8 protein-coding genes are annotated in these 16,431 nt (G+C 42.6%); all 8 read left to right on the forward strand.

The annotated features are described in order from the left end of the window. The first annotated feature begins 97 nt into the window (after window positions 1–97). The 8 genes from AB6735_RS23325 (at window position 98) to AB6735_RS23360 (ending at window position 16,145) form a co-directional block, all read left to right on the forward strand. Window positions 98–1,723, forward strand: coding sequence for a DUF6377 domain-containing protein (locus AB6735_RS23325; protein WP_370998510.1), 1,626 nt, complete (start codon window positions 98–100; stop codon window positions 1,721–1,723). Between the two features lie 592 nt (window positions 1,724–2,315). Further along, entirely contained in the window at window positions 2,316–5,288 is a 2,973-nt protein-coding gene (locus AB6735_RS23330) for a SusC/RagA family TonB-linked outer membrane protein (protein ID WP_370998511.1), read from the forward strand. A gap of 32 nt (window positions 5,289–5,320) precedes the next feature. Beyond that, window positions 5,321–6,850 (forward strand): RagB/SusD family nutrient uptake outer membrane protein, encoded by a 1,530-nt coding sequence (locus AB6735_RS23335; protein ID WP_370998512.1) that lies wholly within the window; start codon window positions 5,321–5,323, stop codon window positions 6,848–6,850. Between the two features lie 121 nt (window positions 6,851–6,971). After that, a complete protein-coding gene (locus AB6735_RS23340) occupies window positions 6,972–7,901 on the forward strand; it encodes a GyrI-like domain-containing protein (protein WP_370998513.1) in 930 nt (309 codons plus the stop codon). 13 nt (window positions 7,902–7,914) lie between these two features. Then, window positions 7,915–11,202 (forward strand): VCBS repeat-containing protein, encoded by a 3,288-nt coding sequence (locus tag AB6735_RS23345; protein WP_370998514.1) that lies wholly within the window; start codon window positions 7,915–7,917, stop codon window positions 11,200–11,202. A gap of 207 nt (window positions 11,203–11,409) precedes the next feature. Next, window positions 11,410–13,440 carry a glycoside hydrolase family 65 protein gene (locus AB6735_RS23350; RefSeq protein WP_370998515.1) on the forward strand — a complete coding sequence of 677 codons (2,031 nt, stop codon included), beginning with the start codon at window positions 11,410–11,412 and terminating at the stop codon, window positions 13,438–13,440. A 74-nt stretch (window positions 13,441–13,514) separates the two neighbouring features. Beyond that, window positions 13,515–14,873 (forward strand): vanadium-dependent haloperoxidase, encoded by a 1,359-nt coding sequence (locus AB6735_RS23355; protein ID WP_370998517.1) that lies wholly within the window; start codon window positions 13,515–13,517, stop codon window positions 14,871–14,873. 99 nt (window positions 14,874–14,972) lie between these two features. Beyond that, a complete protein-coding gene (locus tag AB6735_RS23360) occupies window positions 14,973–16,145 on the forward strand; it encodes a glycoside hydrolase family 130 protein (RefSeq protein ID WP_370998518.1) in 1,173 nt (390 codons plus the stop codon). Window positions 16,146–16,431 lie beyond the last annotated feature (286 nt).

Here is a 16,431-nt window from a genome sequence, read left to right on the forward strand (position 1 = left end):
ATACCCTTTTTTTTGGTGTGTAATTAAATGATAACGCCGTTTTTTTTAATACAAATTTAAGCCATTGCAGTACGCCATATCAGTTAATCGATTTACTATGAGAGTTTATATACTAATTTTATTTCTTGTACTTTTTGGATCCATCACCACATTTGCATCATCGAAAACAGATAGCCTGCTGACCGTATTAAAGCAGGAACTTACAAGGAAAAAAATTTACGACGATAAAAAAGAGGCCGACATACAAAATCTCAGAACAGCGTTAGCGGCTACCCCTTTAACTGATCAAAACACCAGGTACAGGCTATGCAACAAAATATATGAAGCGTTCAAGGTTTATCAGTTCGATTCGGCTTTTGTTTATGTTCATAAAATGCAGGATATCAGCGAAGTGCTGAAAGATGCTTCGAAACAAAATGATTGCAAGATGAAGCTGGGTTTCATTTTGCTTTCGGCCGGGATGTTTAAAGAAGCCTTTGATTGTTTTAATGGTATCAACGTTCAATTATTAAATAATGAAGGCAAAATTGAATATTACTCGCTAAAAGCCAGGGCGCACTCAGACATCGCAGATTATGACGATAACGCGTTTTATAGCCAGTATAATAACTCTCTGTCCCTCAAATACCTCGATTCAACCATAGCGCTTTGTAAACCCAACTCCTATGAATGGTTAAGGAATCAGGGCGATAAGCAGGTAAGGTTAGGTGATACAAAAAGGCCATCGGTATATTATAGCCGTTTGCTTTACCATGCCCCATTAACCACACATCAGATAGCTATGATAGCTACCGCTTTAAGTAATTTTTACCGTGATCCTTCGCAAATAGAAGAACGCACCAATTTGCTGATTATCGGTGTTATCAATGACATCCGGTCATCAACAAAAGAAACCGTAGCCAGTTTTGAATTGGGCAACTTGCTGTACCGTACCGGTAATATTATAGATGGCTACACCTTTGTTGACCAGGCCATGAACGATGCGGAATATTATGGAGCCCGGCTCCGCAAAATAAAGATAGGCGCGGTATTACCTGTGGTAGCCGCCCAAAAGCTGGTTTTGATGGAAAAGGAAAAAAACAAGTTCCTGGTATATCTCTTATCTATTACCGCGGTTTCGCTTTTGGTGCTCATGGTAGCCTTTATCATATTTAACCAGCTCAAGCGCCTAAAAGCAAAAGAAAAGATCATCGAAGAAAAAAATCAGCAGCTGGAAAGCATCAACGATAAGCTGATTGAGGATACGCACATCAAAGAAGAGTACATTGGCTATTTTTTCAATGTGATATCGGGCTATATCCTCAAGCTCGAAAAATTGAAAAGAAATATTGACAGAAAGCTGCTGTCCAGAAAATATGACGATATACAGCTGGCTGTTAATGAAATAAATATTAAAAAAGAGCGCGAATTATTATTCTATACTTTCGATCATATTTTTTTAAAAATATTCCCCAACTTTATTACTGTTTTTAACTCCCTTTTTAAACAGGAAGACCAGATATGGCCCCGTGATCATGAAGTCTTGAATACCGACCTCAGGATATTTGCGCTGATACGCATGGGGATAAGCGATAATGAAACCATTGCCAATATTTTGGAATATTCTGTAAATACCATATACGTGTATAGAATGCGTATTAAGGCAAAATCCATACTTCCAGGTGATCAGTTCGATCAAAAAATAATGGCTATAAAAGCAGTAGAGGTATTAAGCAAAACATAGTCGGTAAATAACTGATTTAGGTATAAAATGCACTTAAAAACTGCTTAAAACTGCTTAAATTTTATTTATACTTTTTAAAAGGCTTGTTTTTTTAAGATTCTCATTATCAATTATTTGATTTTAAGAAAAGCCATATATTTTTATATTTTAACAAAAAAAATAGGTAATGCCCCCATCTGCATATTACTTTGTATGAGGTGATCTTATACCATGTAAAATAATTTAAATATTTTCATGATAAATGATCCATCCAGCTAATAAATATAAACCATAATAAATTAAATTTTCATGAGGTGGTTTACCACCAGCCTTGCAAAAGAGCACATCTCTTGCAGTAAATGGACTAAATGCTTTTGCCGGTTATTGGCATGGTGTATTGATGCAATTTTTGATTTGAAAACAAACCTGAATATGAATATTAAACCTACTAAAACATGCAGCCCTCCGTAATAATGAAACTGTAGCTCTCGCAATAAATTAATTGCCAGTTACTTAATATTTATTAGTACAAAATAACATTTACAGTTATTTTATTTTGATAAATTAATAGTTTACATTTATAACAAACCAATTAAACACTAAATCTAAATTTATGCAGCTAAAAAATTTACTTAAAGTAAGCTGTCTTGCCATTTTTTGCTTCTTTGCTGTGCCTGCATTGGCACAAAATAAGGTGATAACCGGCAAGGTTACAGACTCTCATGATGGTTCGCCGATGCCTGGCGTATCCATCGTAGCCAAAGGTTCAACCATTGGTACCAATACAGGCCCCGATGGTAGTTTTAAACTCTCATTACCGGCTACAAACAATACATTGGTGGTATCATTTATTGGCTACGCTAAACAGGAAGTTGACATTACCGGTAAAACAAGCATAAACATTGCGTTGGTAGGCAGTGCAACCGCCTTAAGCGAAGTGCAGATTGTGAGCGTGGGTTATGGGTCGCAGCGCAGGAAGGATGTGACGGGAGCTATATCAAGTATTAGTGCTAAGGATTTTAACCAGGGCGAAGCTACCAACCCCCTAACACAATTACAGGGTAAGGTGCCCGGACTTGTTATAACCAATGCGGGCAGCGATCCAACGAGTACGCCTACTGTACGTTTGCGAGGGCAAACCTCTATTACCGGCAACCAGAACCCTTTGGTTGTTCTTGATGGGGTTTTACTTGACGACCCTAATCAGCTTCGAAACATTCCTCCGGGTGATATAGCGTCTGTAGATGTTTTAAAAGATGCCTCTGCAGCATCTATCTATGGTGCCCGCGGTGCAAACGGGGTTTTATTAGTTACTACCAAGAAAGGCCGTGAAGGCGGCGTTTCCATTAGCTATGATGGCTATACAGGCATCGATAAACAAAGTAAATATTATGACCTGCTAAACAGATCTGAATATTTAAGCGCGATATCGGCATTGCCAAATGTAACGGTTAGCACTTATGATAAAGGTGGTAACACCGACTGGCAAAAAGCCGTATCGCGCACCGCTTATACCCAGAGCCATGCTGTAGCTATATCCGGTGGTGCCAATGGCTTTACTTACCGGGGCTCTGTATCATATCTGAACCAGCAGGGTGTGGCACTTAACAATGATAAAAATATGTTAGGCCTGCGTTTCAGTGCTGAGCAAAAAGCGCTGAATAATAAATTGGATATTAACATGGGGATTACCTATTCCAGAATAAAGCAGAATTTTAATAACGTAAATTATGATTGGATCTTCAATACGCCGCCAACTTATCCGGTTTATAACGCCGATGGCTCGTATTATTCTTATTCTTTAGAGTACAACGGACATAACCCTGTTCAGCATGCGGTAAAAACCTTAAATAACTCCTATGAGAACCTGGCTATACTATACGCCTCGGCCGATTATAGTATCATCCCCAGCTTAAAGATAGGCGTAACCGGATCTACCAATCCGGATCATACACAGAATAATTTATTTAATCCGTCTTTCCCTACAGAAGGCACGGTTAATAACGCTAAATCATCCAGTTACGATGCCAATTCCTATAAAGGTAATATCCATATTAACTATGATAAAACCTTTGGCAAACACTCCGTATCTGCAACAGCTGTTTATGAGTATAATGATTATTTTACCAATAACTTTACTGCTTACGGAGAGAACTATCTTGTTCCCGAAAACCAGACCGATAACCTGGGTGGCGGTAATCCTCAAAAATCAGCTATCACATCAAACAAAACAGAATATAAGTTAATTTCGTTTTTGGCCAGGGCGCAGTATAATTACGATTCACGTTTTTATGCCACCGCTTCTATTCGTCGTGACGGGTCAAGCAAATTCGGGCCAAATCATGAGTGGGGCTATTTTCCTGCAATGGATGTTGCTTACCGCCTGAAAAGAGACCTGGTAAAAAATGTGGAATGGATAGATGACCTGAAAATACGGGCTGGTTTTGGTGTTACAGGTAATGCCGATGCCATTACCCCATACAGCGCTATAGGCTTGTATGGTACCGGTAACACGTATTATAATCCATCAGATAATTCTTTTCCTTATAAGCCTTCATACCAACCGTCTCAAAACCCCAACCCTGATTTGAAATGGGAAAGACGGCAGGGCACAAACGTTGGTATTAATTTTTCATTATTTAATAACAGACTATCTGGAGATGTTGATTTTTATAATGATAAAACTAAGGACCTGCTTTATCTTTATCGCGTACCAACACCTCCTTTCTTGTTTAATACGATACTGGCCAATGTGGGCAGCTTAAGCAACAAGGGTGTGGATATTGGTTTAACCGGACAGCCAATAATCGGAAAAAGCTTTAACTGGACCGTATCCGGAAACATCACTTTTGTAAAAACCAGGATCACCAATTTAGCTGGAACATATAATGGCTTCAATCTGGCGGTAGATCAGATACCATTGGGTAATGCTTTAGGACGTGGCTTATCTGCTACTCCTATTACTTATCTGAAACCCGGTTATGCGCCATTTGTATTTTACCTGCCTCATTACACAGGTGTTGACGCAAACGGACAAGAGCAATTTGATGGGCAAACTGTTGACAAATACCCTGGAGGTATTCCGCCAAGCCATTATATTGATCCCTCTCCTAAATTCAATTACGGCATAACAAATTCATTTAATTACCATAACTGGAGCTTTAACTTTTTCCTGAGAGGTGTTTATGGGCAAAAAGCATTTAACAATACTTTTTTACAATATGAAACCAGTACCCGTTTACCAAGTAATAATACAACACGCGCAGCACTTACCAACGGTGTAAAAAGCGCACCTACAGCATCAGACAGATGGCTCGAAGGGGCGTCATATTTACGAATGGACAATGCTGCATTAGGCTATACCTTTAATAAAATTAAAGGTATAAATTCATTGCGGGTTTACGTGGCTACCAATAACCTGTTTGTTATCACAAAATACCGTGGGTTAGATCCTGAAATTTCCAATGCCATTTCATATAACCCTGATCCGAGCAATGCTACGCCTCAAAATCAATCCTATATTGATAACGTTCCATATCCAAAAACACGGTCTTTTGTAATTGGCGCTAATTTTTCTTTAAAGTAACAGGCGTTTATAATTGACAAATTATTAAAAACATGAAAAAGAAAATCAACATAAAGCATATAGTCGCACTATTGAGCATGTGTATACTTACGCAGGCTTGCACTAAGCTGGATAAAAATGTATATAGTAACGCTACATATGACAATTTTCCTAAAACTCCAGCACAGGTTGCCGCAGTTGTAGCTGGTAGCTATAACGCGATGACCGCTCTTGGCGGTCCGGGTAATACTTTCACCATGAATGAAACTACGACCGACGAAATGATCGTTCCGACCAGGGGAAATGACTGGTATGATAGCGGTAAATGGCAATCATACTGGACACACAACATCAGACCTGACGATAACACCATTAATGGGGCCTGGGGCGACCTTAGTGGTGGGATCACCAAATGTAATTTCGTGCTTAACCTGCTTGCAGGTCAGTCGAACATTCCTCCGGCTACCATAGCCGAAGTTAAAGTTTTAAGGGCGTATTACCTTTTGATGTTTATGGACATGTTTGGTAATATACCCCTGGTAACCGATTACAATGTTGACCCTTCAAAAGTTAAACAAACACCGCGCGCCGATGTTTACGCGTTTATTGAAAGCGAGTTAACCGCCAATGTTCCTTTATTATCAACTAATGGCCAGTCAACAGATGCTACTATTTATGGTCATATTAATCAATGGGGCGGTTATATGGTATTAGCTAAGCTTTATTTGAACGCGCAAGTATATACCGGCACCGCACAATGGACTAAGGCCGCTGCGGCTGCCGATAAGGTTATTCAATCAGGTAAATACAGCTTGCAGCCTGTTATGTTAGATAATTTTGCCGTAGTTAACGATGCTTCTGTTGAAAATATATTTGTAGTGCCTTTTGACAACACCTATATACATGGGATGACCATTGCATGGAATACGCTTAATTATAACAATAAATTAACTTATAACCTTCTGGGCAATCCAAATAATGGCTGGTGCGCACCTACGGCCTTCTACAAATCATTTACTGATCAGGACGCGCGTAAAAAAATGTGGGCGATAGGGCAGCAATACACCTCAACCGGTGATCCTATACCTGGGGTAGTTTTAAGCCCATATGTATTACAGTTAAGCAACCCTGCAGATAGTTTTAAATATGCAGGAGCCCGGAGTATAAAATATTATCCGCAAACCGGCTCTGGTGCAGATATGAGTAACGATGGGGTTATTTTTCGTTTAGCTGATGCTTACCTGATGAAGGCCGAGGCTGAAATAAGAGCAGGCTCACCCGGAGATGCACTTACTTTAGTTAATGCCATCAGAACAAGATCTGGCGTGCCAGCCTGGAGCGCAAGCAATTTAACATTGCCAAACCTATTGGCCGAACGTGGCCGTGAAATGGCCTGGGAAGGTTGGCGCCGCAATGACCTGATCCGGTTTGAGGTTGCTGATGGTATTAAGTATTATACAGGCCCCCGTGTACCCGGAAAAACACAGGATGCTTCAGACAATCATACTTTAATTTTACCCATCCCGTCACAACAAAAAATCTCAAATCCTAATCTGGTTCAAAACCCGGGCTACGGGCAATAAAAACAGATATAATATTTAATAAAAACAATGGAACAGCCTAAAACTGTTCCATTGTTTTTACTAAAATGCTGAACAAAACCAGGTATATGGCAGTAATAAAGGTTTTCAGCTTACGCATAACATGAAAACAACGGTAATTGCACTCGTATTACTTATCATCATAGGTTTTATCCCGTTTAGGCAACATGCCAGCATCGATATCCGGGCCAATTATTTCGATGTTTGTCAACAGTTTATATCAGCCAATAACTGGAAACGCTGGCAGCCCGATATCCGTAATGAATATAACCTTACTAAACAAGATAAATCAGTAGCAGATAGCTCAGGGTTTTTGATCAGTACACCGGAACAAACTTTTAAAGTTGAAATTATAAACGCCAATACCTTTAAGGTTATCAGAACATTAAACCACATTGATCATGAATATTTTTACACGGTGATTCCGGGGAGTAAGAATAATACTACCACGGTAATGGTTGATGTTAAAAACAATGTTGGTAAATGGTTTCTTTTAAAGTTGAGCTCATCGGGAAGTATTTTGAATATACCCGAAGAATTGAAAAGCTTTATAGAAAATGCCCGATTATATTACGGGTTTAACATCCGTGAGAAAAATGTTGATGAAAGCTATCTGGCTGTAAAAAAAGAAACTATCCCGGCTAAAAACAAATATCCCGATATGGCAAAAGCAGTAAAAGAACTGCATAGCTTTATAACACAAAACAATATACAAGCTTTACCGGGGCTATTTTCAGTTGGCTACCCACAAAAAACAGATTCATTACAACTATTGGTAGGGATCACTGTAGATAAAAAATTAAATTCAACTGGTGGCATTACCTTTATGCATATGCCAGGCGGAAAAGTACTGGTTGGCGATTATAAAGGCAAATACAGCGAAAGACAACAACTGTATAATGCCATGGAAAAATATATGCAGGATCATGCTTTATTAAAACAAATAGCCCCATTTGAAAGATATTTGGATAATAAACCCCCTGCCAGCGACGATGATATTATAAACATGCAGCTTAATTATCCGGTACTTTAACAGCGCTCAAACAATGCGGTACAGATCATTTTATTTTTTAGGCTCATTGTCTTTATGCCTGATAGCATGTAAACAGAAACCAACCATTCCGCCGCTTTTTGAGCAGTTATCATCCGCGCAAACTAATATCCATTTTGTAAACCGCATCAGCGATAACGAACGACCGGGTATTCTGGATTACCTGTATTATTATAATGGCGGTGGTGTTGCTGTTGGTGATATCAATAACGATGGGCTACCCGACTTGTTTTTTACGTCCAATCAAAAAGGTGGTAATAAACTATATCTCAATAAAGGTAATTTCAAGTTTGAAGATATTACCCAAAAGGCAGGTATCGCAGGTTCTGCCGATTGGAGCACCGGCGTTACCATGGCCGACGTGAATAACGATGGTTACCTGGATATTTATGTATGCGCAGTGGCCGGGAAGCTGGGTTTAAAGGGGCATAACCTGCTTTACATTAATAACCATAACGGCACATTTACCGAACGGTCGGCCGAGTATGGGCTTGATTTTTCGGGTTTCTCTACACAGGCTGTATTTTTTGATTATAACCACGATGGCAAATTGGATTGTTACCTGCTTAACCAGTCGGACCATTCCGTAGCGGTTTATGGGGATACGGCATCACGCAAAATCGAAAATAAACTGGCGGGAAGTAAATTATATATGAACACCGGCGGTCATTTTACAGATGTAACCAAAAAAGCGGGTATTTACAGCAGTGCGTTGGGTTATGGTTTAGGGGTAGCTATTGGCGACCTGAACAACGACGGTTGGGAGGATATTTACGTGGGTAATGATTTTCATGAGAATGATTATTACTACATCAATAACCACAACGGAACTTTCACCGAATCAGGAGCCAATCATTTTAATCATTACAGCCGCTTCAGCATGGGTAATGATATGGCCGATTTTAACAATGACGGTCAGTTGGATATTATCACCGCCGATATGCTTCCATCCGAAGAAACCGTGTTGAAAAGCTATGGCGGCGACGAGTCTTATGATCAGTATAAATTCAAGATCACCCGCAATGGTTTTCAGGATCAATATTCGCGCAACGCCCTGCAAAAAAATATGGGCAATGGCGAGGCTTTTAGCGACGTGGCCCTGATGGATGGCGTTTATGCTACCGACTGGAGCTGGAGCCCATTATTGGCCGATTTTGATAACGATGGCATCAAGGACCTGTTTATTGCTAATGGCATCAAACGCCGCGCATTGGATATGGATTACGTAACCTATGTTTCCAACGATCAGGTACAGGGAATGCTGAACAGTGGCCGGGGTTTTGATAGCACCGTACTGGATAAAATGCCAATAGGTGCCGTACACAGCTATTTATTTAAAGGAAACGCCAATGAAAAGTTTACCGATAAAAGTATAGACTGGGGAATGGGAAACCCCGGCTTAGCCAATGGCGCTATATACGCCGACCTGGACAACGATGGCCGGCTGGATCTGGTGACCAATAATGTAAACCACGAAGCCGGGATCTATAAAAATAATTCGCCCCAAACATCCTATCTCAGTCTCAAATTTACGGGTAGGTTTGATAATGATTTTGGTATAGGTGTAAAAGCTTATGTTTTTTGCGGCGGGCAAATGCAATATGAACAATTGATGCTTACCCGGGGCTTTGAGTCGGCGGTGGAACCAAGGCTGCATTTTGGTTTAGGTAAAAGCAAGAGTGTGGATAGTGTGCTGATCGTTTGGCCCAATCAGGCAATGCAGTTATTTAAAAATGTAAGAGCTAATCAGCAATTAACAATCGACCAGCGTAACGTGACAGGTCAGTTTGATTATAAACAGTTCTTCCCGTCGCCAAAACCATTGCTTCAGGAAATTACCAATACCATTCATACCAACTGGAAGCACCGGGAAGATGACTTTGTTGATTTTAACCAGCAGCCACTTATCCCGCATATGCTTTCGGCCGAAGGACCGCGGATAGCGGTTGCCGATGTAAACCATGATGGCCTGGACGATTTTTATGTATGTGGTGCCCGTAACCAGCCCGGCGCTTTGTTTATTCAAACAGCAGGCGGCGATTTTAAATCTTCGGTGCAACCGGCTTTTGTAACAGATTCGGCAAGTGAGGATGTGGATGCCGTTTTTCTGGATGCCAATCATGATGGCTTTCCCGATCTGTATGTAGCCAGCGGCGGCAACGAATTGCAGACCGGAGTACCGGAACTGGCCGACAGGCTGTATATGAATGACGGCAAAGGGAATTTTACGCGCTCAATCAATATCCCATCTATTAACGTAAATAAAGCAGCTGTAGCCGTTGCGGACGTGAACCATGATGGTTACCCCGATATTTTTGTGGGCGGCGCACCGGATAGTTTTGGTTTCGGTAAAACCCCCGAATCATACCTGTTGATGAATGATGGGCATGGGGTTTATCATCAGGTAGAAATTCCCGACGAATTGAAATATGCCGGAATGCTGCGCTCTGCCGCCTTTGCCGATCTGGATAACGATGGCTGGCCCGACCTGGTAGTGGCCGGCGAATGGATGCCCGTAAAAATATACCTCAACAAAAAAGGTAAACTGGTGCAGCAGCATCAAACCGAAATGGATCAGTTATCGGGCTGGTGGCAAAAAGTGGTATTAGCCGATGTGGATGGCGACGGCAAAATAGATATACTGGCCGGTAACTATGGCTGCAATTCCAAGCTGAAACCAACGCTTGATAATCCATTAAAACTCTACCTCTCGGATCTGGATAAGAACGGCACTATTGATCCAATAATCGCTTATGGTATCGATCAAAAATACTATACATTTTTAGGCAAAGGCGATATTGAAAAGCAGGTTCCGCTCATTAAAAAGAAGTTTTTATACTTTCATGATTTTGCAGGTAAAACGGTTGAACAGCTTTTTGGCGATTCATTAAATGACAGTAAGCCATTAAAAGCTGCATTTTTCCAGTCGGGCATTTTTTATAATAAAGGGCAGGGGCATTTTGAATTTAAAGCTTTCCCATCTTCGGCACAAGTAGCGCCGCTTTTTGGTCTCGCTGCATTTACAGCAGGAAACAATAAAGGGGTATTAGCCGGCGGTAATTTTAGCGGCGTATTACCCTATGAGGGCAAATACGATGCCGATTATGGTGATATAATGCTGCTGAATAATAAGAAGGAATTCATCAATAACTCTGTCGTATCCTCCGGATTTTTACTCCGTGGCGAGGTGCGGGATATTAAAACGATAAAAACGGCAAGGGGCGTCATATACGTAGTCGCGATTAATAACAAGCCGCTCCGGTTTTTTAAATGGAATAATTGATATGAATAAAAGCGACTCACCCGGTCTACGGCTTTGCCGCAAAGAGGGTAATGAAAAAAAGAATTAAAAATCCCCTCTATGCGCGAAGCGGAGAGAGGGGTGACGAGCGAAGCGATGTCGGGGTGAGTCGATACTGCATGCAGTTCTTACTGTAGTCTCTTGAAGGGTTATTACCCTCTCAGAGAAGACATAAAACAAATGATTGATATGAACAAAGTATATATTTTATTGATCGGCTTTTGTTGTTTAGGTGTGGTGGCAAAAGCCCAGGACGCCTGGAAGATAAAAGCCGATAAGATAGATCCGGCTAATTATTATGGTATTACGGTGGCTAATGGCATGATCGGTATAGTATCATCGCCCGAGCCATTTAAGGTGAAAAATGTGGTACTTGCGGGGGCGTATGACTTGTACGGTCGTGGAAGGGTAAGCAATTTCCTGAACAGCTTTAACCTGTTGAACAGTTACCTGGAAATAGGCGGTAAACGCATTGATGTTAAAAACATCAGCAATTTTAAGCAGGAACTGGACATGCAGCATGCGGCCTTTACTACCTCTTTTGATTATGGCGATGTTGCTTCTGTTAAATACACCTATTACTCCCTAAGGCAACTTCCGTTTACCGTATTAATGGATATCAGCATTACGGCTAAAAAGGCTATCAATATCACTGCTGCCAGCGTGATGGAAGCACCAGATGCCTTGAAGGAAGTGCAAAACTATTATAACGAGATAGACAGGCCGCATGTAACCATCAGTCTGCTCACATCAACCGCTAAAAGTCCGACAGGTAAATTACAGCTTTGCGCCTCTAATACATTTTTGTTTAACGAGCAGCACGGCCAGGAACCTCGGGTGATCCACGAGATGTGGGATAACAATATGCACCTGATGAAGTTTAGCAAGAGTATTGCCGCCGGGCAAACCTATCAGTACGCCCTGGCTGGTTCTTCCATCACATCAGCACATGATGCCGACCCCTTGAACCAGGCCGAGCGACTCACCATGTTTGCCAAACTGGAAGGCCGGGATCGCCTGATCAAATATCATGAGCAAACCTGGGATGAGCTCTGGAAAAGCGACATCAAAATTGAAGGCGACGCGCAAGCACAGCAGGATGTGCACAGCATGTTGTATCACCTATACTCGTTTTCGCGAGCGGGTACGGCTTACTCACCATCGCCGATGGGGCTGTCTGGCTTAGGCTATAATGGTCACGTTTTTTGGGATGCCGATCTGTGGATTTATCCGGCATTGCTGGTAATGCACCCGGATATTGCCAAGTCACTGGTCGAGTATCGTTTTCAGCGATTAGCAGCCGCAAAACAAAATGCCTTTTCGCATGGTTACAAGGGCGCGATGTTCCCCTGGGAAAGTGCCGACAGCGGCGTAGAGGAAACCCCCGTTTGGGCACTAAGCGGCCCGTTTGAACATCATATTACCGCCGATGTAGCCCTGGCTGCCTGGAATTACTATTGTGTTACCCAGGATAAACAATGGCTGCAGGAAAAAGGATGGCCGATCCTGTCGGCAACAGCCGACTTCTGGTCAAGCCGGGTAGAGCGTAACGGCGAGGGACACTATGATATTAAAGATGTAGTAGCCGCCGATGAATGGGCCGAAAATGTAGATAACAACGCCTACACCAATGCCGCGGCCAAAGCCAATCTGCAGGCAGCAACAACCGCAGCCAAAATACTGGGCATCACTGCCGATCCGGATTGGCAGCAGGTAGCGCAAAATATACCAGTGCTGCAATTCCCGGATGGTGTTACCAAAGAGTTTGCCAGCTATAAAGGCGAAGGTATTAAACAGGCCGATGTAAACCTGCTGGCCTATCCGCTGAAAACCATAACTGATCCGGCACAGATCAAAAAAGATCTGGAATATTACGAAACCCGTGTGCCAAACGAAGGTACACCTGCCATGACACAAGGCATATTTACTTTACTATATGCCCGTTTAGGCAACGGAGATAAGGCTTATCATTTTTTTAAAGATGCTTATGAGCCCAACCTGTTACCACCGTTCCGGGTTATTGCCGAAACAAAGGGCGGTACCAATCCGTATTTCGCAACCGGGGCCGGAGGTATTATTCAAAGTTTACTGATGGGTTTTGGCGGCCTGGATATTACACCCGAAGGTATTGTGCAGATCAAAAGTAAACTACCCAAAAACTGGAAATCGTTAACCATAACCGGTGTGGGTATCGATAAAAAAACGTATGTTGTAAAGTGATAGATGGAACCAAGTTGATGCTCAAAAAGGAGAAAATCACTAATTCACTAAATCATTAATTCAATAATTAACGAATGAAACCATTACTGTTTTTTATAGCCGCTACGCTGTTATTTACCTCCTGCAAAAAATCAGATTATAAAACTGTTTTGCATGATCCGGCATTGTTTAGCCGAACGGTGCATGAGCTTAACCGGGTGGTGATGGGTAATAACTTTACGCCGGTGGTAGCCTCACGTAATTATGCCTATGCTACCGTGGCTGCTTATGAGGTAGTTGCGGCTGGTAACCCTAAACAATACCGTTCACTGGTTGGGCAGCTGAACGGCCTGCAAACCGTAGCTAAAGCATCTGCCAACCAAACTATTGATTATGAGTACGCCGCCCTGTTGGCCTTTTGCAAAGTAGGCGAGGCGGTTACTTTTCCTGAAGGGAGTTTAAAATATTATACCGATAGCCTGCACAATATGGCAGTACTGCATGGGATGCCACCGGAGGTGGTAAACAATTCCGAGGCTTTCGCAAAAGCGGTGGCAGGCTCCATTATGGCCTGGAGCAAAAAGGATAATTACCTGAAAACCCGCAGTGCCCCCAAGTTTGCCATCAACAATATACCCGGCCGGTGGACACCTACGCCTCCTTTGTACGGTGAAGCCGTTGAACCGCACTGGAGCGAGATCCGTACCATGGTAATGCACAATGCCAAAGAATACAGCGTACCCCCGCCTCCACCGTTTAACCTGACCGACAAAAACAGCAAATACTATCAGGAGGTTATGTACATCAAACATGCGGGCGACAGTCTGAATCACGACCAGGTACACATGGCTGATTTTTGGGACGATAATCCCGGTAAGCTCAATGTAAGCGGGCACCTGATGTTTGTGACCAAGAAATTCTCGCCGCCGGGGCATTGGCTCAGTATTGTAGGTATCGGTGCCAAACAGGTCAAGGCCGATTTTAATACAACCGTGTATGCTTATGCCAAAACCGCCATCGCGCTGTTTGATGCTTTTATAGAATCATGGACAGCCAAATACACCTACGCTACGGCTCGCCCCGAAACGGTGATCAACAAATACATCGATCATGAATGGCGGCCACACTTGCAAACACCGCCTTTCCCCGAATATACCTGTGGACATTGCACCATATCTGCCGCCGCTGCCGAAGCGCTGACCAGTGCATTGGGCGATAACGTAGCTTATACCGATACCTCCGAACTGGAATTTGGTATCAAAAGCCGCTCTTACAAATCATTCCGTGATGCAGCGAATGAAAACGTTTGGGCCCGGTTTTATGGCGGTATCCATTTTCATAATTCCTGCATCGTATCTAATCAATATGGTAAAATAGTGGGCGATTCGGTGGCGATAAAACTGGTGATGAAAAAGGGGAGTCAGGAATCAAGAGACAAGAATCAAGACAAATAATTTTAATAACAAAAAGACTTATCAAATCAAGAACTTTATGATTAGACTTTTTGTTTATTATCTTGACTCCTGATTCTAATATCTTGATTCTTATCCACTATGAAGCTGAATTTTATTGTCATTTCATGTATCGCGGCTGCCCTAACTCTGGGCGGTTGCCAAAGCAATCAAAAGAAAGTCGCGGTTAAGGTTGATACTACCGATAACTGGGCTATTTTACCTTTCACCAAATTGGATAGTGTTAACCCGGTTTTAGGTCCGGGCAGGGGTAACTTTATCGATCCGATATTAAAAACGAAAGTTTTGTGGGAATCGAAAGATGTGTTTAATCCGGCCATCGTGAACCGTGGCAGCAAGATCTGGATGCTTTACCGGGCGCAGGATAGCACGGGCAAACCAGCGGGTACCTCGCGTATAGGCCTGGCAGTGAGTACCGACGCCACACATTTTGTACGTAAGCCAACACCGGTATTATATCCTGATAAAGACGATTACCAAAAACTGGAATGGCAGGGTGGCTGCGAAGATCCGCGGGTGGTAGAAGATGGTCGCGGAACGTATTACATGACCTATACCGCTTTTGACGGCACCACAGCCCGCCTGCTCATAGCTACTTCAACTGATCTCATCAACTGGAAAAAACATGGCAGCGTGTTTGCCAAAGCCGATAGCGGTAAGTATGCCGCTAAGTGGAGCAAATCGGGCTCTATCGTATCTACTTATAAAAAAAGTGGAAAAGTGATCGCCACCAAAATTAATGGCAAGTATTGGATGTATTGGGGCGATACCCAGATCTGGGCGGCCACTTCAACAGATCTGATCAACTGGACACCGGTAAAAATGCAGGCCGGCGAAAAGCCTCCCGTAAAATTACGGTCGCAGGCCCTTAACATGCCCGAACTCAAAATAGCCCTGCCCACGCGCGAAGGCAAGTTCGACAGTGATTTGGTGGAATCCGGTCCTCCGGCTATTCTGACGGATAGGGGTATTGTATTGATCTACAACAGCCGGAACGTGCCATCCTTCGGTGATAAAACACTGGCCGAGGGTACTTATACCGCCTCCCAGGCTTTGTTTGATAAGAACGATCCTACTAAGCTCATCAAACGCCTGGATCATTATTTTATGAAGCCCGAAAAGCCATACGAGCGCTCAGGCCAGGTAAACCAGGTTTGTTTTGTGGAGGGTTTGGCTATATTCGACAATCATTGGTACCTGTATTATGGCACCGCCGATTCCAAAATAGCCGTGGCCGTGAGTCCCGTTAAATAATTATTGAATTAGTGATTTAGTGAATTATTGAGTTTTTTCTGAACCTTGATCCATCGGATTGAAGAATTCTATAATTTTTACCCATCCAACCCTATTCCTTATTCCCGTCAGCAGATAAGCTTCGGACGAAAGCGGGCAGAACAATGTGGGCCTGTGCGGCTGCAGGGCATAGCAAGTTTTTGCTGAGGTAAGGGGCTGTGGCGAACGAAGTGGGGCAAAATAATTGCAGCCGTGGTTCTGTCCGGTTTGTGGGGTAAGGGCCTTGTGCGGCAAAGAAGCATTTCTG

The organism is Mucilaginibacter sp. RCC_168, from assembly GCF_041355315.1.
Taxonomy (GTDB): Bacteria; Bacteroidota; Bacteroidia; order Sphingobacteriales; family Sphingobacteriaceae; genus Mucilaginibacter.